The organism is Sphingomonas sp. Ell38C01 (assembly GCF_055231975.1).
On the sequence record NZ_JBUYVA010000001.1, the window covers coordinates 844,324 to 862,896 of the forward strand.

Here is an 18,573-nt window from a genome sequence, read left to right on the forward strand (position 1 = left end):
TGGTCCTTCCTGCGATGGATCGCCCCGAAGCGCTCCGGGGGAACGCGTGACCGGAAGTCGCGCGCGGGCGCTGGCAGGACGGCGTGGATTGCTGCGTCGCGGAAGGCCTTAGCAAGCACTTTCGCGTGGGGGAAGGGCGCTTGGCGGCCCTTTTCCGGTAACTCTGAAAGGGTGGCGGCTACGCCAGATGCGCGGTCCGGGCGGCGGCGGCGGCGTCCTCGCGCGCGGCGCGCTGAACCTGCGTGCGCTCGGCCCGGTTGGCCATCTCGGTCCACGCCTTGGCGGCCCGCTCGCACCGGTCGCGAACGTTCGCGAGATCGGCGGAATCCGCATTTGCCTGCTCGGCGGCGGCGCGGGTACGGAACAGGGTGACGTCGTCGGCCATCGGGCGATCTCCGGGGAAAGAGGGGGCAGACAGTCAAACGGCCCGGGCGGATGCCCGGGCCGTTCGCGTCATGTCACTCGGCAGGCGAGAGGTTCACTGCGCTCATCTTGCCGCGGCGATCCTCTTCCAGCTCGTAGGTCACGCGCTGGTTCTGGTTCAGCGTCACCATGCCGGCGCGCTCGACGGCCGAGATGTGGACGAACGCGTCTTGCGCGCCGCCGTCCGGCGAGATGAAGCCATAGCCCTTGTCGGCGTTGAAGAACTTGACGGTTCCGGTCGTGCTCATGGGAGTTCCTTCCATGGGTTGGGTACGTCGAGTGTCGACGCACCGGGTGCCGTGGCAGCAGGGAAGGAAGGAAGAAGGTGCCGCAAAGCGCCGAAGACCGTCGATATGCGACTGTAGCGCGGTTCATATACGCGCACCGGCGGCAAATTGTAAGGGGGGAGGGTGGAGGGGCCCCGACGGCGCGGCGTGCGCCGTCGGGGCCCCGTCGCGTCACGCCAGCTCGGCAGCCGGGTTGACCTGGCCTTCGGCCATCGTCGTCAGCTTCTCGTCGGTGGCGCGTTCCTCCTCGAGCGTCTGCGCGAACAGCGCGGCGCAGTCGGCGCGGCCGAGCTGGTTCGCCCAGGCGATCAGCGTGCCATAGCGCGTGATCTCGTAATGCTCGACCGCCTGTGCCGAGGCGATCAGCGCGGCGTCGAGCACGCGCTTGTCGGAAATCTCGCCGGCGACTTCGTTGGCTTCCTTGATGATCCCGTCGATCGCGGGGCAGGTCGCGCCCCTGGGCTTCTCGCCGATCAGGTCGAACGCCTGCTCCAGCCGGGCGATCTGGCCTTCGGTTTCGCGCAGGTGGAGCTCGAACCCGGCCTTCAGCGCGGGCGCGGTCGCCTTGTCGATCATCTTGGGCAGCGCCTTGGTGATCTGCTGCTCGGCGTAATAGACGTCCTCGAGCTGGTGAAGGAACAGGTCCTCGAACGTCGCGATGTCCTTGGTGAACAGGCCCATGATCGTGCTTCCCTCTGTGGATGGCGCGGCGCGCGCGTCGGGGAGGGTAACGGGCCGGGCGCGGGATCGGGGCCGTGCCTTGATCGGGATCAGTGCGATTGCTCAGTCGGCGTCGGGGCCGAGCGAGGGATCGAGATCGCGCGGGCGGACGAAGCGGGTGAGCGTCGCGTGTCCGGCCGCGAGCGACGGCCAGTCGCCGTCGAAGGTAAGTTCGGCGAGCGTGGCGGTGGGGTATTTCTCCTCTGCCGCGTCGCGCAGCGCGCTGCCGTCGTCCGGGGCGAGGGTGAGGACCAGATCCTCAAGCCCGGGATTGTGCCCGATCACCAGCAGCCGCGCCACGCCCGCCTCCTGCTCGCGTGCGAGTTCGAGGATCGACGCGGCGGAGGCGAGGTACAGCCGCCGGTCCCATTCGGGGGCGATCGCGCGGCCATAGCCGGCGCCGACTTCGGCCAGGGTTTCCTCGACCCGGCGCGCGGGGGAAGCGATGGCGCGATCGAACTCCAGCGCCAGCGCCTTCATGTGGCGGCCCATCATCGCGGCGGCGCGCTTGCCCTTGGCGTTGAGCGGACGATCGAAATCGCGCGCAACGGCATCGTCCCAACCGGACTTGGCGTGGCGCAGCAGCGTCAGCGACTTCATGGGATCGGCGTCTCCGATGGGGGCTGGCCCTTAGGCGTCGAGGCTTGCTCCATGCCGCAGATGCGCCGCGGAGGAAAGCCGCGATGCGACGCGCGCCACCGCTTCGTCGAGCGGCACGCGTGCGATCGGCGTGCCCGCCGGGAAGGCGGTGAGCAGGCGCGTGGGACAAGCAGAGGACAGCATCACGAACGCGCCCGAATCGTCGGCGCGGCGGATCAGCCGGCCGAATGCCTGCGCGAGGCGCGCGCGGACGATCCGGTCGTCATAGGCGCTGCCGCCCCCCGCCAGCCGCCGCGCGGCGTGGAGCACGCTGGGCTTGGGCCACGGCACGCCTTCCATCACCACCAGCCGCAGCGATCGGCCGGGCACGTCGACGCCGTCGCGCAGCGCGTCGGTGCCGAGCAGCGAGGCGTGGTTGTCGTCGCGGAAGATGTCGACCAGCGTGCCGGTGTCGATCGGATCGACATGCTGCGCGTGGAGCGCCAGCCCCTCGCGCGCCAGCCGGTCCGCGATCCGTGCATGGACGCCGCGCAACCGCCGGATCGCGGTGAACAGCCCCAGCGTGCCGCCGTCCGCGGCGACGATCAACCGCGCATAGGCGTTGGCGAGCGCGGGGATGTCGCCGCGCTTCACGTCGGTGACGATCAGCACTTCGGCATTGGCCGCGTAATCGAACGGGCTGGGGGCGGCGAAGCGTTGCGGCGAGCGGAGCAGATGGGAGGCACCGACGCGGGCCTCCGCGACCGCCCAGCCGTCGTCGGGAGTCGCGCCGCCGCCGGTGAGCGTCGCGGAGGTGAAGAGCGCGCCGTGCGCGGGTTTCAGCACGATCTCTGCGAACGGGCGCGTCGGGTCGAGCCAGTGGCGGTGGAGGCCGATGTCGTATTCGCGCCCCTCGACGCGGTCGACCGCGAGCCAGTCGACGAAATCGGGATCCGCGGGCCCGCCGACGCGCGCGAGTAGCGCCAGCCACGCCGCGACCGTGTCCGCACGCCAGCCGATCGAGGCGACCGCGCCTTCGACCCGCGCGCGCGCCTGGCCATCGAGCCAGTCCGGGCCTTCCGCCAGCACCGCCTCCAGCCGCTGGCGCAGCGTGACGAGCGGGCGGACGAGCGCGTCGAGCGCGTGCGCGGCGGGGGCGGCGGCCTCGATCAGTTCGGGCGGCGGCTCGGCGAGTTCGGTTTCCAGGCCATAGCCCGCCTCGCCGTTGGCATCCGAGCGCGCATAGGCGACGCCGCGGACTGCGCCGAGCAACGTCTCGATCGCGCCAAAGGGTGCGCCCTCGCCGACGCGCTGGAGCCAGCCCTCTGCCGCCAGCGCGTGCGCGGCGGTGACCGCATCGGCGATCGCGCGCCCGCCCGCCTCGTCATAGCTGGCGACGTCGGAGAGGCGCGCGGCGAGCCCGCGTCGGCGACCGCGGCTGCCACCTTCGGGGCCGAGGATCCAGCGGCGCAGCTCGATCGTCTCCTGCCCAGTCAGCGCGGTCGCGAACATCGCGTCCGCGGCGTCGAACAGGTGATGGCCCTCGTCGAAGACGTAGCGCGTCGGCTGCGTCGTCGTCTCGCGGCCGCGCGCGGCGTTGACCATGACGAGCGCGTGGTTGGCGATGACGATGTCCGCTTCGGCCGACGCGCGCGACGCGCGCTCGATGAAGCATTTGCGGTAGTGCGGGCAGCCCGCATAGATGCATTCGCCGCGCCGGTCGGTCAGCGCGGCGGGGCCGTTGCGGCGGAACAGCGTCGGCAGCCAGCCGGGCAGATCGCCGCCGACCATGTCGCCGTCCGCGCTGTACGCGGCCCACCGCGCGACGAGCTGCGCCAGCACCGCGGCGCGCCCCGCGAACCCGCCCTGCAACGCATCCTCAAGGTTGAGCAGGCACAGGTAGTTCTCGCGCCCCTTGCGGGTGACGACCTTTTCCTTGCGGATCGCGGCGTCCGGGAACAGCCGATGCGTCTCGTGGCCGAGCTGGCGCTGGAGCGCCTTGGTATAGGTCGACACCCATACCGCGCCGCCGGCGGTCTGCGCCCAGAGCGAGGCGGGCGCGAGATAGCCGAGCGTCTTGCCGATCCCGGTGCCCGCCTCCGCCAGCACGAGGTTGGGAGACTCGCGGACCTGTCGGGGCGCGAACGCCTCCGACGCGGCGGCGGCATAGGCACGCTGGCCGGGGCGTTCCTCCGCGCCGTCGCCGGTCAGGTGCGCTAGGCGGGCCTGCGCCTCCGCGGGGTCGAGCGTCACGGTGCGCGGGGCGGGGCGGGGGGCGGCCTCCTCCCATTCGGGAAGTTTCGAGAACAGCCAGCGTTCGTTCTCGCTCGGTGTCTTCAGCCGCGTGGCGAGAACGGGCGACCAGGGCCAGCGGAGCCGCGCGAGCGACTGCGCCGCGGTCCACGCGCCCTCGCGCTCGGGCCAGTCGCCCGCGATTCCCGCGAGCATCGTCCGCGCGGCCGCCAGCAGGAACGGTGCGATGTCCGCATCGGTGGCCGGCACCGGGAGCGCGCAGGCGTCGGCGAGGCCCTTGGGCGTCGGCACCATGAAGCGCGCGGGGTGGAGGAACGCGAACAGCTCCAGCAGGTCGAGCCCGGACAGGTCGGGATGCCCCAGCCGCTGCCCGATCAATGCGGCGTTGAGCAGGATGACGGGGGTGTCGGCGGCGACCCGGATCGCCTCGCCGCGCCCGACCGACCGGCAGCCGTCCGCGTCGGCGATCCATACGCCCGCATGGCTGGCGTGCAGGGCAGGGTAGGGGAGCGTGTCGGGGGCCACCGCGCCGCTATCGCGCAGAGGGAACGAAAGGGCAACGGGGAAGGCCGACGCAACCGACCGGTCGGTGGTGCGTTACGGGTGCGTTACGGTAAGGTTCAGGGAGATCAGGTATGCGTAAGTTCATCATGGCGCTCAGTGCATTGTCGCTCGCGATTCCGGCGGTTGCGGTGTTCCCGGCGTCGAGCGCGGAGGCGCGCAAGCATTATCGCAACGATTATCGCGGTCGCGATCGCCGGTACAACCAGCGCCGTTGCCGGCATTCGAGCGGGACGACCGGGCTGGTCGCGGGCGGCGTCGGTGGTGCGGTCGCCGGCAATGCGCTGGGCGGCGGGCTGCTCGGCACGCTGGCGGGCGGCGCAGCGGGTGCGCTCGGCGGGCGCGCGATCGATCGCTCGATCACCGCGAAGGACCGCTGCCGCGGTTGAGGCGCGTGCGGCGGTGGGGTGACGAAGGCGGACGCAGGCGCTAGTCGCCTGCGTCATGACCGACGATCTCCGCACCGCTGCATCCGACTCCAAGGCCTGGCCGTACGAGGAGGCGCGCAAGCTCCTCAAGCGCTATCCGGACGGCAAGCCCGGTGGTGCGCCGATCCTGTTCGAGACGGGATATGGTCCGTCTGGCCTGCCGCATATCGGCACGTTCAACGAGGTGCTGCGCACCACGATGGTGCGCAATGCCTTTCATGCGCTCAGCGACCAGCCGACGCGGTTGATCGCGTTTTCGGACGATATGGACGGGCTGCGCAAGGTGCCCGACAACGTGCCCAACGGCGCGATGCTGGCGGAACATCTCGGCAAGCCGTTGACGCAGGTGCCCGATCCGTTCGGGACGCATGACAGCTTCGCGGCACACAACAACGCGCGACTGCGCGCCTTTCTCGACCAGTTCGGGTTCGACTATGAGTTCGCCTCGTCGACCGACTATTATACCTCCGGCAGGTTCGACGATGCGATCCGGGGCGTACTGCGCCACTGGCAGGGCGTGATGGACGTGATGCTGCCGACGCTGCGCGCGGAGCGGCGCGCGACCTATTCGCCGGTGCTGCCGGTCAGCCCGAAGACGGGTGTCGTGCTCCAGGTGCCGGTAGAGGTGATCGACGCGGAGACGGGCATGATCGCGTTCGAGGATTCGGATGGCGAGCGCATCGAGCAGTCGGCGCTGGGCGGCCTGTCCAAGCTCCAGTGGAAGGTCGACTGGGCGATGCGCTGGGTCGCGCTGGGCGTCGATTACGAGATGGCGGGCAAGGACCTGATCGACTCGGTCACGCAATCGTCGAAGATCGCGCGCGTGCTCGGCGGGCGTCCGCCCGAGGGGTTCAACTACGAGATGTTCCTGGACGACAAGGGCGAGAAGATCTCGAAGTCGAAGGGCAACGGGCTGACGATCGAGCAGTGGCTGACCTATGGGCCTGACGAGAGCCTGGCCTTCTACATCTATCGCGAGCCGAAGAAGGCCAAGCAGCTCCACATGGGCGTGATCCCGCGCGCGGTGGACGATTACTGGCAGTTCCGCGGCAATTATGCGAGGCAGGATTGGAAGCAGCGGCTCGGCAACCCGGTGCACCATGTCCACGATGGCAAGCTGCCCGAGGGGGAGTTGCCGGTGACGTTCGGCCTGCTCCTCAACCTCGTCGGGGTGATGGGCGAGGCGTCGAAGGATCAGGTCTGGGGCTATCTGGCCAACTATGTCGAGAACGCGTCGGCCGAGGCCTATCCCGAGCTCGACAAGCTGATCGGCCATGCGCTGGCGTACCACCGCGATTTTGTCGCGCCGACATTGAAGCGGCGCGCGCCCGAGGGCGTCGAGGCGGCGGCACTAGAGCGACTGGATGCCGAGCTGGCGGCGCTGCCCGCGGAGGCGTCGGCGGAGGATATCCAGAACATCGTCTACGAGATCGGCAAGACGGGTGGCTTCGCCGAGCTGCGCGACTGGTTCAAGGCGCTGTACGAGACGCTGCTGGGATCGAGCCAGGGGCCGCGGATGGGCAGCTTCATCCGGTTGTACGGGGTGGAGAATACGCGGCGGCTGATCGCGGAGGCGTTGGGGCAGGGGTGATTCCCTACACCTTCACCACCTCCGTTCGTGCTGAGTAGAGACCGAGTAGCTGCGCAGCAGCGTATCGAGGGCTCGTATCGAAGTACGTTGGCGGGGCGACCGGGGCGGTGCTTCGATACGGGCCCTCGATACGCCCCATTGGGGCTACTCGGTCCCTACTCAGCATGAACGGAGATCAGGTCAGATCAGCGCCAGCTCCGACAACTTCCCGATCAACCCCGCCGGCATCTCCGCCACCCCCGTCGCGTCGCCGCCCAGATCGGGCGGCGCATCGTCGCCCTCCAGATACCGCCAGCCCTGATGCGCGCGCTTGGGCCGCGCGATCACCAGCCGCAGGACGGGGTCGATATGGATCGCCGCCTTGCCTTCGGGCGCCTCGCCAAAGCCGGTGATCGGCGAGCGTGCGACGAGGTGGTGCTTGATGATCCAGAACAGCGAACCCTGTCCTGCCACCTCCTCGTGCCGCTTCGGCAGATAGCGCGTCGTCAGGAAGACCGGCCCGTCGAGCGCGCGCTGTTCGAGCCGCCGGGCGAGCGACTCGACGTCCGCGGCACCGAATGCGACCTTGGTGAGATGGAGGGCCATGAACCCGCCATGTGGGTCAGCTATGCAGCCCCCACAAGGTCGCGAGGCCGAGGAACGAGAAGAACCCCATCACGTCGGTGATCGTCGTGACGAACACCGCGGACGATACCGCAGGGTCGACATTGGCCTTGTCGAGCGCAACCGGCACGATGACGCCGACGGTGCCCGCGACGAGGCTGTTGAACCCCATCGCGAGCATGAACACGATCGACAAATGCGCGTTGCCGAAGATGAGGTACGTGCCCAGCGCGCCGACGACGCCGAGCGACAGGCCGTTGGCGATCGCGATCCGGAACTCGCGGCCGAGCATCCGCATCGTGTTCGAGCTGGTGAGCTGGTTGGTCGCCAGCGCGCGGACGACCACCGCGAGCGTCTGCGTCCCCGCATTGCCGCCCATCGCGGAGACGATCGGCATCAGCACCGCGAGCAGCGCGAAGGCGGCGATCGCACCCTGGAACAGGCCGACGACCGAGGCGGAGATCATCGTCGCGGCGAGGTTGACGGTCAGCCAGGTGAGCCGGGTACGGACGGTGTAGCGGATCGGCTCGTTGATGTCGCCGTCGCCCGCGCCCGAAAGCAGCAGCGTGTCCTCGCCCGCCTCTTCCTGGATGATGTGGACGATGTCGTCGACGGTAATCATGCCGACCAGCCGCCCGCTGGCATCGGTGACCGCGGCCGAGATCAGCGCGTATTTCTGGAAGCGCAGCGCCACCTCTTCCTGGTCCATGTCGACCGGGATCAATGTCTGCTCGCGCTTCATCACGTCGGCGACCGCGATGCCGCGCGGGCTGCGCAGGATCCACGACAGCGCGACGGTGCCGACCGGCTTGTGCGCGGGATCGACGACGAAGATCTCCCAGAAATCGGTCGTCAGCTCGTCATGGCCGCGCAGATAGTCGAGCGTGTCGCCGACGCTCCAGTGTTCGGGCACCGCGATCAGCTCGCGCTGCATCAGGCGGCCGGCGGATTCCTCGGGGAAGGACAGCGCCTCCTCGATCGCGGCGCGATCGTCGGGCTCCATCGCGCGCAGGACCTCGCGCTGGTCCTCCGCGTCCATGTCCTCGATGATCGCGACCGCGTCGTCGGTATCGAGCTCGGACGCCAGATCCGCGACCTGATGCGGCTCGAGCGCGTCGATGAGATCTTCACGAACGTAGTCGTTCATCTCCGCGAAGACGTCGCCGTCGAGCAGGTCCGCGACCGCCTGCGCCAGCGCGGCACGACGATCCGCGGGCGTGAGCTCGAACAGGTCGGCGATGTCGGCGGGGTGGAGCGGCTCGACCAGCGCATGCGCAGTCTCGGTATCGCCGTCCTCGACTGCGTCGAGCACCGCCTGGACGAATTCGGGCTTCAGCCGGTCGTCGCCGTCGAGCTCGCTCTCGCGTTCGATTTCCATCTCGGGAAGTTCGGTTTCGCTCATGGCCGCCTCCCTGGGGTTCGATCGTGCTGCGTCGCACTACGCGGTGACGACAGGATTTGCCAGCCGCGGTTCGACTCCCTAGGTGGCGCGCAACACGAAAGGACGACATTCCATGGCAGACACCCCCGAAACGCTGACGCTGACCCTCGAAAGCGGCGACGTCACGATCAAGCTGCGCCCCGATCTGGCGCCCAACCACGTCGCGCGGATCGCCGAGCTGGCGACCGAGGGCTTCTATGACGGCGTGCCGTTCCACCGCGTGATCCCGGGCTTCATGGCGCAGGGCGGCGACGGCGGGAACCACAACGGCACCGGCGGCTCGACCAAGCCGAACCTGGCGCAGGAGTTCAACAAGGAGCCGCATGTGCGCGGCGTGTGCTCGATGGCGCGGACCAACGATCCGAACTCCGCGAACTCGCAGTTCTTCATCGTGTTCGACGATGCGCGCTTCCTCGACGGCCAGTACACCGTCTGGGGCCAGGTGACCGACGGCATGGACCTGGTCGACGCGCTGCCCAAGGGCGAGCCGCCGCGGGCGCCGGGCAAGATCGTGAAGGCCAGCGTGGCCTGAGCACTTCGCATTCGACGGATACGGATCGGCCCGCGAACCCTGCAAGGTTCGCGGGCCGATCTGCGTTCGGGAACGGCGGCCGTGCCCGTCAGGTCGCCTTCATGTTGGTCTGGACGTTGCTGAAGGTGGTCTTCAGCCGGTTGCCGAGGCCCTGCATCGCAGCGATCGCGGCGACGGCGATCAGCGCGGCGATCAGGCCGTATTCGATGGCGGTCGCCGCGCGCTGGTTGCGCAACAGCGATAGCAGGGTGTGGAGCATCGTGGGAACCTCGGGGAAAGGGAACCCGCCGCTACCTCATCGAGGTTAAGATTTCGTCGTATACGCGACGCCCATCTCCAGCCCGCGCAACTCGGCCAGCCCGCGCATCCGCCCGAGCAGCGAATAGCCCGGATTCGAGGTGCGCCCCAGATCGTCCATCATCTGGTGGCCGTGGTCGGGGCGCATCGGGATGCTGCGCCCCTCGCGCACCGACACGCGGTGGACCGCGGCGACGACCGCGGCCATGTCCGCGCTGCCCGCCAGATGCGCCGCTTCGTGGAACGCGCCCTTGTCCTCGCGCTGGACCGAGCGGAGATGGAGGAAGCCGATCCGCGCGCCGAGCCGGTCGACCATGCCGGGCAGGTCGTTGTCGGCGCGCACGCCGAACGATCCGGTGCAGAAGCACAAGCCGTTCGACGCGGTGGGGACGCGCGCGAACAGATCCGCCACGTCCGCCTCGGTGCTGACGACGCGGGGCAGGCCGAACATCGCGAAGGGGGGATCGTCGGGGTGGACGACGAGCTGGATGCCGACCTCGTCCGCGACCGGACACACCGCCTCGAGAAAGGCGACGTGGTTCGCGCGCAGTCGCGCGGCGTCGATCCCGTCATAGGTAGCGATCGCGGCGAGGAACTGCGGCGAGGTGAAGGATTCCTCGCTGCCGGGCAGGCCCGCGATGATCGTGCGCTCCAGCCGGGTGCGCGCGGCCTCGTCCATCGCGGCGAAGCGCGCGGCGGCGGCCTCGACGATTTCGGAGGCGTAGCTGTCGCGCGCGTCCGGGCGCTGGAGAATATGGATGTCGTAGGCGGCGACCGCCTCCAGTTCGAAGCGCAGCGCGCGCGCGCCGTCGGGGAGCACCCACGCCAGATCGGTGCGCGTCCAGTCGAGCAGCGGCATGAAATTATAGGTGACGATGCGGATGCCCTCCGCGGCGAGATGGCGCAGGCTCTCGCGATAGGCGTCGATCAGCGCGTTCCATCGGGGGCCGCGCGTCTTGATCTCCTCGTGCACCGGCAGGCTCTCGACGACGGTCCAGTCGAGCCCCGCCGCCTCGACCAGCGCGCGGTGCGCGGCGATCGCGTCGCGCGTCCAGACGTCGCCGTTGGGCACGTCGTGGAGTGCAGTGACGACCCCGGTCGCGCCCGCCTGGCGGATGCCCGACAGCGGGACGGGGTCCTTGGGCCCGAACCAGCGCATCGTCTGCGTCATCAGCACGTCGTCATTCTCCGCCAGTGTATTTGACGGACAAATAGCGGTGGTGGCGCGCGAAGGGAATGCGCGATCGTGGACCACGCGTCATCCCGGCGCCGGCCGGGATCCTTTGCGGCTTCGGCGTTCCCTTTGCGAGCGACCCCAGCTTTCGCTGTGGGGACGAACTTACCCTGCCGGCGTCACCTTCGGCGCCTTGGCGAACGGTTCGATCCCGAATTCGGGATAGACCTCGGCGGGGAAATAGACGGTGCCGTCCTTCACGACCATCGCGATCGACTTGATCGCCTTCAAATCCTTCGTCGGATCGCCGGGGACGAGGAAGAAGTCCGCCAGCTTGCCCTTCTCGACCGAGCCGGACGACTGGTCGCGGCCGAGATAGTTCGCCATGTCCCAGGTCGCGCGCTTCAGGATCTGCGGCGCGGTCATCCCGATCGACTGGTAGAGTTCGAGCTCACGATGATAGGTGAAGGCGCCGCCGGTGTCGGTGCCCGGCACGATCATCACGCCGCGATCGTTGAGCAGGCGGATCGTCGCGACGATCTTGTCGTACGCACCGCGATAGGCGGCGTCGTCACCGGGCGCCGAGGTGTCGATCCACGCCTGCTTCAGTCCGCGCTGCGTGCCGATCGGCAGGTGGGAGATGTAATCGACCGCGCCGCGCGGCACCTGCCCGTCGCGGTTGAGCAGCAGGTTCTCGTGGATGCCCAGCGTCACGTCGATCGGGATGTGGCGATCGGCCATCAACCCTATCGTATGCTTCACCTTCGCCGAGTTCAGATCGAGCCCGGGCAGCCGCTTGAGCGCGGTGAGGCGGAACAGCGTGCGGGTGTCCTCGCTCGGCTGGATCACCCAGCCCAGCATGAACTGGTTGATGTGCGTCATCTCGTCGAACCCGGCCTCGATCATCGCGTCCGCGGTCGAGAAGGCGGGGACGTGGCCCAGGACCTTGAGGCCGAGGCGGTGCGCCTCCTTCACCATCGCGGGCACCCAGGCGGGGTTCATGCTGTTGTACGACTTGATCGCCCAGTAATCGCGCGCGCCATACCAGCGCGCGGCATCGACTGCCTCCTTCTCGCTGTTCACGAGGATGCCGTTATTCGCGCTGAACGGGCTCTTGCCCTCGATGAAGCCCGCGCGGACGATCCGGGGGCCTGCGATCGTGCCGTCGTCGATGCGGCGGATCAGCGTGTCGAGCACCGCATTGTCGTTGCCCATGTCGCGCATCGTGGTGACGCCCGCGGCGAGGTTGAGCAGCGCGCCCTCCTGCCCCGTGTGCGCATGCATCTCGTACAGCCCGGCGACGACGGTGCCGCCCGCGCCGTCGATCGTCACCTCGCCCTTCGTCGCGGGCTCGTCGAGCGGCTCGACCGCGGCGATGCGGGTGCCGTGGACGAGGATCGAGACGGGGGCGCCGAGCGCCATCGTCCGCGGATCGAACACGCGGACGTTGCGGATGCGGACCGGCGCGTCGTAGCGGTGCGCGATCTTCTTCTGGATCTCCACGAACCGATCGGTCGACCACTGCGCGGCGAGCGTCTTGAGGCGTGTGTCCTCGCCCTCGTAACCCTCTCGGACGATTACGAAATTGGGGGAGACGGAGGCGAAATACCTGCCGTCCGCGTCGAGCAGGATCGTCTCGGGCGTGGTGTCGATCCCGCCGAGGTCGTAGCGGGTGACCTGCGCGGGGCCGGCCTTGCCCGCGACCGCGAGCGTCTCGCCCTTCGTCAGCCGCAGCGTGCCGCCGGGGAGCGCGGGGAGCGTCGTGCCGCCGGCCTTCAGGATCGCGCGCGCATACAGGGCGGTCGCCCACGGGCTGGCGCTCTGCGAGACATAGACGCCGCGGGTGGCGGGCGCGCTGCCCTTGCCGGTCGAATCGGTCCAGGTCGCGGTCCCGCCGGTCTTCGCGAAATGCTCCTCGACCTTCGAGCCGAAGGTGGTGGTGCCGGTGACGTCCCATGTGACGGGCAGGCCGTTCGCGTCGGTGCGCAGCGTCTCCTTCATCGTCGGGCCGCGGCCGTTGTTCTTGTAGTCGAAGTCGATCGCGGTGCTGTCCCCCGCGGTGTCGGCGACGAGGTGGCCGACGACCTTGCCGCCGAAGATGACGCTGTATCGCTCGGTCTGGGCGGCGGCGGGGGCGGCGAACGCCGTGGCGAGCGCGGCGACGGCCGCGAAGGAAATGCGCTTCATCGCGCGAGACTAGGCGCGTCGCGTACCGATCCGCAACGAAACTTATGCTGTGGCTTTCGCCTCCAGCCAGGCGTGCAGTGCTGCGGGTAGCGGGGCGGGGGTGCCGGTGGGCAGGTGGACGTTGACGCTGACCATCGTGATGACGGTGTGGAGCGTGCCGGTCCCGGCGTGCGAGAGTTCGAACCGTTTGGTCAGGCTCGACGTGCCGATGCGTTCGATCGCGACCCGCGCGACGATCGTGTCGCCCAGCACGAAGGGCTTCAGATAGTCGATCTCCGTGCGGCGGACGTGGAATTCGGTTTCCGCCCACACCGCGCCCAGCGCCTCCGCCACGCCGCTGGCCTCCCAGAATTCGGTGACCGCGACGTCGGCATATTCGAGATAGCGCGAGTTGAAGACGACCTTCTGGCCGTCGATCTCCGCATAGCGGACCTTGATGCGGGTTTCGAACGCCATTGTCCGGCCTTTCAGAAGAGCAGCTTCACGCCGACGAGCGCGAGGACCGTGGCGAGCACCGGCCCCAGCACGCGATCCGACACCCGCGTCGCCGCCAGGCTGCCGATGACGATGCCGGGGACGGATCCGATCAGTAGCGAGAGAAGCAGCGACACGTCGACCGATCCGAGCATCCAGTGGCCGATACCGCCCACCAGCGTCAGCGGCACCGCATGCGCGATGTCCGACCCGACCAGCCGGTTGAGCGGCGCGCGGGGATAGAGGACGAGCAGAGCGGTCATCCCCAGTGCGCCCGCGCCGACCGAGGTGAGCGAGACGAGGATGCCCAGCACCACGCCGAGCGCGACCGTCAGCGCGGCGGTGCGCGCCTCGCTCACGGTGCCGACGCGCGCCGACAGCCAGGCGACGACGCGCGCGCGGAACAGCGTGGCGACCGCAGACAGGATCAGCGCGACGCCGAGCACCGCGGTGATCGCGTGGCCCGTTCCCGCCGATCGCGTGCCCGCGTCGCTGATCGCGACCAGCGTCAGCAGCGTGGCGGGGATGCTGCCCGTCGCCAGCCGGCGGACGACGCGCCAGTCGACCGTGCCGCGCCAGCCATGGACGCTCGTCCCCACGCTCTTCGTCGCGGCGGCGTAGAGCAGGTCGGTGCCGACCGCAGTCGAGGGATGGAAGCCGAAGGCGAGCACCAGCAACGGCGTCATCAGCGAGCCGCCGCCGACGCCGGTCAGCCCGACGACGATGCCGACGAGCACGCCTGCGAGCGAATAGAGCGGGTTGATGTCCACGGAGCGTGCGGTCAGCCCGTCTTCTGGCCCAGCGCGTTTCCGGGCGTGTTGACGCCCATCGACTGGAGATAGCGCTTCACGTTGCGCGCCGCCTGGCGCAGACGCTGTTCGTTCTCGACCATCGCGATGCGCACGAAGCCTTCTCCATTTTCGCCGTAGCCGACCCCTGGCGCAACCGCGACCTGGGCGTGCGTCAGCAATTGCTTGGAGAACTCGAGGCTGCCCAGATGCTGGAGCGCGGGCGGCAGCGGCGCCCAGGCGAACATCGAGGCTGGCGGGGAGGGGATGTCCCACCCGGCGCGGCCGAAGCTCTCGACCAGCACGTCGCGGCGCTTGTGATAGAGCTGGCGGTTCTTCTCGACGATGTCCTGCGGACCGTTGAGCGCGGCGCAGGCGGCGGCCTGGATCGGGGTGAACGCGCCGTAATCGAGATACGACTTCACCCGCGTCATCGCTGCGATCAACTTGGCGTTGCCGACCGCGAATCCCATCCGCCAGCCCGCCATCGAATAGGTCTTGCTGAGCGAGGTGAATTCGATCGCGATATCCTTGGCACCGGGAACCTGGAGGATCGAGACGGTCGGCTTGCCGTCGAAATACAGCTCCGAATAGGCGAGGTCGCTGAGGATCCAGACCTGGTTCTCCTTCGCCCACGCGACGAGGCGTTCGTAGAAGGCAAGGTCGACCGTCTCCGCGGTCGGGTTCGACGGATAGTTGACGACGAGGATGCTGGGGCGCGGGACGGTGAACGCCATCGCGCGCTCGAGGCTCTCGAAATAGCGCTCGTCCGGCGTCGTCGGCACCGCGCGGATCGTCGCGCCCGCGATGATGAAGCCGAAGGTGTGGATCGGATAGGACGGGTTGGGCGCGAGCACGACGTCGCCGGGCGCGGTGATCGCGGTGGCGAGGCTGGCGAGCCCCTCCTTCGACCCCATCGTCACGACGACTTCGGTTTCGGGATCGATATCGACCCCGAAGCGGCGACCGTAGTAATTGGCCTGCGCCTTGCGGAGGCCCGGGATGCCGCGCGACTGCGAATAGCCGTGCGCGGAGGGCTTGCGCGCGACCTCGACCAGCTTCTCGATGACGTGTTCGGGGGGCGGCAGGTCCGGGTTGCCCATGCCGAGATCGATGATGTCCTCGCCGCCCGCACGCGCCGCTGCCCGCATCGCGTTGACTTCGGCGATGACGTAGGGCGGCAGGCGCTTCATGCGGTAGAATTCGTCGGACATGGCTTCCTCGGATGATGTCGGAGGCCTTGCTTACGCGACGCGCTCCCCCCCGTCATCCCCGCGCAAGCGGGGATCCGTCTCCGTCGGACCGGTTTGCGAGCGCCGGAAGAGGGATTCCCGCTTTCGCGGGAAGGACGGGAGGGGCTAGGGTGCCCGGCAGGAGAGCCATCATGACCAAGACCGACGCGAAGACCGACGGTGCGACCATGCCCGACCTCGCCGATCTCCAGCACTGGACCTGGGTGATGGGGCGTGCGCAGCAGATGATGATGGAGCAGGGGCTGGGCGCGACGCAGCCCGGCGCGGCGCCGGCGTTTCCGGTCATTCCCGGCTTCACCGACCCCGCGACGCTGGAGCGTGCGCGCGATTTCTGGAGCGACAGCCTGACATTGTGGCAACGTTTCCTCGACCCCGCCGCCGCCGTGCAGACGGCCGCGCCGGAGAAGGACAAGCGTTTCAAGGACGACGCATGGCGCGCGTCGCCGGTTTTCGACTGGATCCGGCAGAGCTACCAGATGATCTCCGACCACATGCTGCGCGGGGTCGACGCGCTGGAGGGGGCGGATCCGCGCCAGAAGGAGCAGATCCGCTTCGCCGCCAAGGGGTTCGTCGATGCGATGAGCCCGTCCAACTTCGCGCTGACCAACCCAGAAGTCATCGCGCGGACGGTGGAGACGCGCGGCGAGAACCTGCTGAAGGGCCTGCAGAACATGCTCGCCGATATCGGCAAGGGGCAGCTGACGCACACCGACGGCGACGCGTTCGAGGTGGGGCGCAACCTGGCGACGACGCCGGGGCAGGTGGTGAAGCGCACCGATCTCTACGAACTGATCCAGTATGCGCCGGCGACGCCCGACGTGCTGGCGACGCCGCTCGTCATTTTCCCGCCCTGGATCAACCGCTTCTACATTCTCGACCTGACCGCGGAGAAGAGCTTCATCCGCTGGGCGGTGGCGCAGGGGATCACGGTGTTCATGGTCTCGTGGAAGTCCGCCGACGCGTCGATGAAGGACGTGATGTGGGACGATTACGTCGCCGCGCAGATCGACGCGATCGACACCGTGCGCGGGGCGCTCGACGTGCCCGCGGTGCACACGATCGGCTATTGCGTGGCGGGAACGACGCTGGCGGCGACGCTGGCGGTGCTCGCGGCGCGGGGCGAGGCGGCGAAGGTGGCGAGCGCGACCTTCTTCACCGCGCAGGTCGATTTCGCGGATGCGGGGGAACTGCTCCACTTCGTCGACGACAAGCAGCTGGAGACGATCGCGTCGTTGTCCCCCGACGGATTCCTCGACGGACGCTACATGGCGCTGACGTTCAACCTGCTGCGCGGGCGCGACCTGATCTGGAACTACGTCACCAACAACTATCTGCTCGGCAAGGATTACGCGCCGTTCGACCTGCTCCACTGGAACGGCGACACGACGAACCTGCCCGCGAAATGGCATCTGAGCTATCTGACCGATCTCTATCGCGACAACCGGCTGGTCGAGCCCGGCGCGCTATCGGTGGGCGGGACGCCGATCGACCTGACGACGGTGAAGACGCCGGCCTATGTCCAGGCGGGGCGCGAGGATCATATCGCGCCGGTCGAAAGCGTGTGGAAGCTGACCGAGCATCTGGCGGGGCCGGTGCGGTTCGTGCTCGCCGGGTCCGGGCATATCGCGGGGGTGGTCAATCCGCCGGCGGCGGGGAAGTATCAGTACTGGACCAACCCCGATGCGGCCGACTCGCTTGCCGACTTCGTCGCGGGCGCGACCGAGACGAAGGGGAGCTGGTGGCCGGACTGGGTTTCCTGGCTGACCGGGCTGGCTGACGAGACGGTGACGGCGACCGGCGCGCGGGTGCCGGGGGAGGGCACGCTCGACGCGATCGAACCCGCGCCCGGACGCTATGTCCGTACGCGCTGAGGGCCGGCATGTTACCGTTTTGTGCACTGCAACATACGCCTTGATTTCGGCGTCTTCCGCGCTTATTGTGCATTGCAACATAGGCGTGGAGAGGCTCGATGAGCGACGCGAAGACATCAGCCCCGACCAAGGCCGCGCCGGTGAAGCCCGCGGCCCCGGCGTCGGTCCATACGCCGCCGGTCGCGAAGGCGATCGAAGCGCTCGTCGCCGTGGCCGCCCCCGTCGCAAAGCTCGTCGGCGTGACGCCGCCGGCCGCGCCGGTGAAGCCCGAGCCCGCCAAATCGACCGCCGGCAGACCGGTGGTCGTACCCGAGGCGAAGCCTGCACCTGCGCCGATCAAGGCTGCGAAGGCGGCGCCCGCCCCGGCCAAGCCCGTTCCCGTATCGCCCAGGACTGCGTCCGCGAAATCGGTCGCACCCGCCAAGGCCAAGCCACCGGTCGTCGCCAGGACCCCGGTCGCGGCGAAGCCCGCCCCCATTACCTCGCCGGTCAAGCCGGCGCCAACCGCAGCGAAGGACAGCACCATGAACGAGACCATCAAGAGCGTCGTCGACAAGACCCAGGCCATGTTCGGCAACACCAACGAGCAGGCCAAGGGCGCGATGGAGAAGGGCAAGGTCATGATCGAGGAACTCAACAGCTTCTCGAAGGGCAATATCGAGGCGATCGTCGAATCGTCGAAGATCGCGGCCAAGGGCATCGAGACGATGGGCCAGGACGCCGCCGACTATGCCAAGAAGTCGTTCGAGAGCGCCAGCGAGGCCGCCAAGACGCTGGCGACCGTCAAGTCGCCGACCGAGTTCATGAAGCTCCAGAGCGATTATGCGCGCACTGCGTTCGACGCGTTCGTCGCGCACACCTCGCGTTCGACCGAAGCGTTCCTGAAGCTGGCCGGCGACGTCGCGCAGCCGCTGTCGAGCCGCGTCGCGGTCGCCGCCGAGAAGGTCAAGATCGCGGCGTAACGCCGACGATCCCGCCGCATCGGCGGGGCCGGATCTGGAAAAGGGGGCGGCCGTCATCGCGACGGTCGCCCCTTTTTCGTCGGTCGATCCGTATCGCCGGGCTTGCCCTCGTGCCCCGGCATGCCATATTTCGCGGGTGACCATGACAC

At 68.7% G+C, this 18,573-nt stretch carries 18 protein-coding genes; 5 read left to right on the forward strand and 13 right to left on the reverse strand.

What is annotated here, in order from left to right; genetic code table 11:
• Positions 1 to 178: 178 nt before the first annotated feature.
• From ACV7NO_RS04035 to ACV7NO_RS04055, 5 genes are all read right to left on the reverse strand, one after another.
• Positions 179 to 385: a hypothetical protein gene (locus tag ACV7NO_RS04035; protein ID WP_463404735.1), complete on the reverse strand. Its 207-nt coding sequence runs from the start codon at positions 383 to 385 to the stop codon at positions 179 to 181.
• Positions 386 to 458: 73 nt separating this feature from the next.
• The gene (locus ACV7NO_RS04040; protein WP_463404736.1) at positions 459 to 671 is read right to left on the reverse strand and encodes a cold-shock protein; all 213 of its coding nucleotides are present in this window, start codon (positions 669 to 671) and stop codon (positions 459 to 461) included.
• 210 nt (positions 672 to 881) lie between these two features.
• Complete coding sequence (locus tag ACV7NO_RS04045) at positions 882 to 1,391, reverse strand: YciE/YciF ferroxidase family protein (protein ID WP_463404737.1); 510 nt, start codon at positions 1,389 to 1,391, stop codon at positions 882 to 884.
• Between the two features lie 102 nt (positions 1,392 to 1,493).
• Positions 1,494 to 2,030, reverse strand: a complete 537-nt coding sequence (locus tag ACV7NO_RS04050; protein WP_463404738.1) for a SixA phosphatase family protein — start codon at positions 2,028 to 2,030, stop codon at positions 1,494 to 1,496.
• Positions 2,031 to 2,060: 30 nt separating this feature from the next.
• On the reverse strand, positions 2,061 to 4,787 hold the full coding sequence (locus ACV7NO_RS04055; RefSeq protein WP_463404739.1) for an ATP-dependent DNA helicase: 2,727 nt from the start codon (positions 4,785 to 4,787) through the stop codon (positions 2,061 to 2,063).
• 110 nt (positions 4,788 to 4,897) lie between these two features.
• On the opposite strand from ACV7NO_RS04055, the gene ACV7NO_RS04060 reads away from it, so the two are divergent.
• Both ACV7NO_RS04060 and ACV7NO_RS04065 read left to right on the forward strand, forming a co-directional pair.
• The gene (locus tag ACV7NO_RS04060) at positions 4,898 to 5,212 is read left to right on the forward strand and encodes a hypothetical protein (RefSeq protein WP_463404740.1); all 315 of its coding nucleotides are present in this window, start codon (positions 4,898 to 4,900) and stop codon (positions 5,210 to 5,212) included.
• A 55-nt stretch (positions 5,213 to 5,267) separates the two neighbouring features.
• Entirely contained in the window at positions 5,268 to 6,842 is a 1,575-nt protein-coding gene (locus tag ACV7NO_RS04065; RefSeq protein WP_463404741.1) for a lysine--tRNA ligase, read from the forward strand.
• Between the two features lie 180 nt (positions 6,843 to 7,022).
• Here ACV7NO_RS04065 and ACV7NO_RS04070 read toward each other — a convergent pair whose 3' ends face one another.
• Both ACV7NO_RS04070 and mgtE read right to left on the reverse strand, forming a co-directional pair.
• Positions 7,023 to 7,427, reverse strand: a complete 405-nt coding sequence (locus tag ACV7NO_RS04070; RefSeq protein WP_463404742.1) for a DUF1489 family protein — start codon at positions 7,425 to 7,427, stop codon at positions 7,023 to 7,025.
• Positions 7,428 to 7,443: 16 nt separating this feature from the next.
• Positions 7,444 to 8,847, reverse strand: a complete 1,404-nt coding sequence (gene mgtE, locus ACV7NO_RS04075; RefSeq protein WP_463404743.1) for a magnesium transporter — start codon at positions 8,845 to 8,847, stop codon at positions 7,444 to 7,446.
• 112 nt (positions 8,848 to 8,959) lie between these two features.
• On the opposite strand from mgtE, the gene ACV7NO_RS04080 reads away from it, so the two are divergent.
• Positions 8,960 to 9,418 carry a peptidylprolyl isomerase gene (locus ACV7NO_RS04080; protein ID WP_463404744.1) on the forward strand — a complete coding sequence of 153 codons (459 nt, stop codon included), beginning with the start codon at positions 8,960 to 8,962 and terminating at the stop codon, positions 9,416 to 9,418.
• An 88-nt stretch (positions 9,419 to 9,506) separates the two neighbouring features.
• On the opposite strand, the gene ACV7NO_RS04085 is transcribed toward ACV7NO_RS04080, so the two are convergent.
• From ACV7NO_RS04085 to ACV7NO_RS04110, 6 genes are all read right to left on the reverse strand, one after another.
• A complete protein-coding gene (locus ACV7NO_RS04085; protein ID WP_463404745.1) occupies positions 9,507 to 9,677 on the reverse strand; it encodes a Flp family type IVb pilin in 171 nt (56 codons plus the stop codon).
• 45 nt (positions 9,678 to 9,722) lie between these two features.
• Positions 9,723 to 10,970 (reverse strand): mannonate dehydratase, encoded by a 1,248-nt coding sequence (gene uxuA / locus ACV7NO_RS04090; protein WP_463404746.1) that lies wholly within the window; start codon positions 10,968 to 10,970, stop codon positions 9,723 to 9,725.
• Positions 10,971 to 11,054: 84 nt separating this feature from the next.
• A complete protein-coding gene (locus ACV7NO_RS04095) occupies positions 11,055 to 13,076 on the reverse strand; it encodes an amidohydrolase family protein (RefSeq protein ID WP_463404747.1) in 2,022 nt (673 codons plus the stop codon).
• Between the two features lie 42 nt (positions 13,077 to 13,118).
• Positions 13,119 to 13,532 (reverse strand): acyl-CoA thioesterase, encoded by a 414-nt coding sequence (locus ACV7NO_RS04100; protein ID WP_463404748.1) that lies wholly within the window; start codon positions 13,530 to 13,532, stop codon positions 13,119 to 13,121.
• Positions 13,533 to 13,543: 11 nt separating this feature from the next.
• Positions 13,544 to 14,320 (reverse strand): sulfite exporter TauE/SafE family protein, encoded by a 777-nt coding sequence (locus ACV7NO_RS04105; RefSeq protein WP_463404749.1) that lies wholly within the window; start codon positions 14,318 to 14,320, stop codon positions 13,544 to 13,546.
• A gap of 11 nt (positions 14,321 to 14,331) precedes the next feature.
• Positions 14,332 to 15,552, reverse strand: coding sequence for an LL-diaminopimelate aminotransferase (locus tag ACV7NO_RS04110; protein ID WP_463404750.1), 1,221 nt, complete (start codon positions 15,550 to 15,552; stop codon positions 14,332 to 14,334).
• Positions 15,553 to 15,722: 170 nt separating this feature from the next.
• Here ACV7NO_RS04110 and ACV7NO_RS04115 point away from each other — a divergent pair, with 170 nt between their 5' ends.
• Complete coding sequence (locus ACV7NO_RS04115) at positions 15,723 to 17,462, forward strand: PHA/PHB synthase family protein (RefSeq protein WP_463404751.1); 1,740 nt, start codon at positions 15,723 to 15,725, stop codon at positions 17,460 to 17,462.
• A 98-nt stretch (positions 17,463 to 17,560) separates the two neighbouring features.
• On the forward strand, positions 17,561 to 18,424 hold the full coding sequence (locus ACV7NO_RS04120) for a phasin family protein (protein WP_463404752.1): 864 nt from the start codon (positions 17,561 to 17,563) through the stop codon (positions 18,422 to 18,424).
• The last annotated feature ends 149 nt before the right edge of the window (positions 18,425 to 18,573 follow it).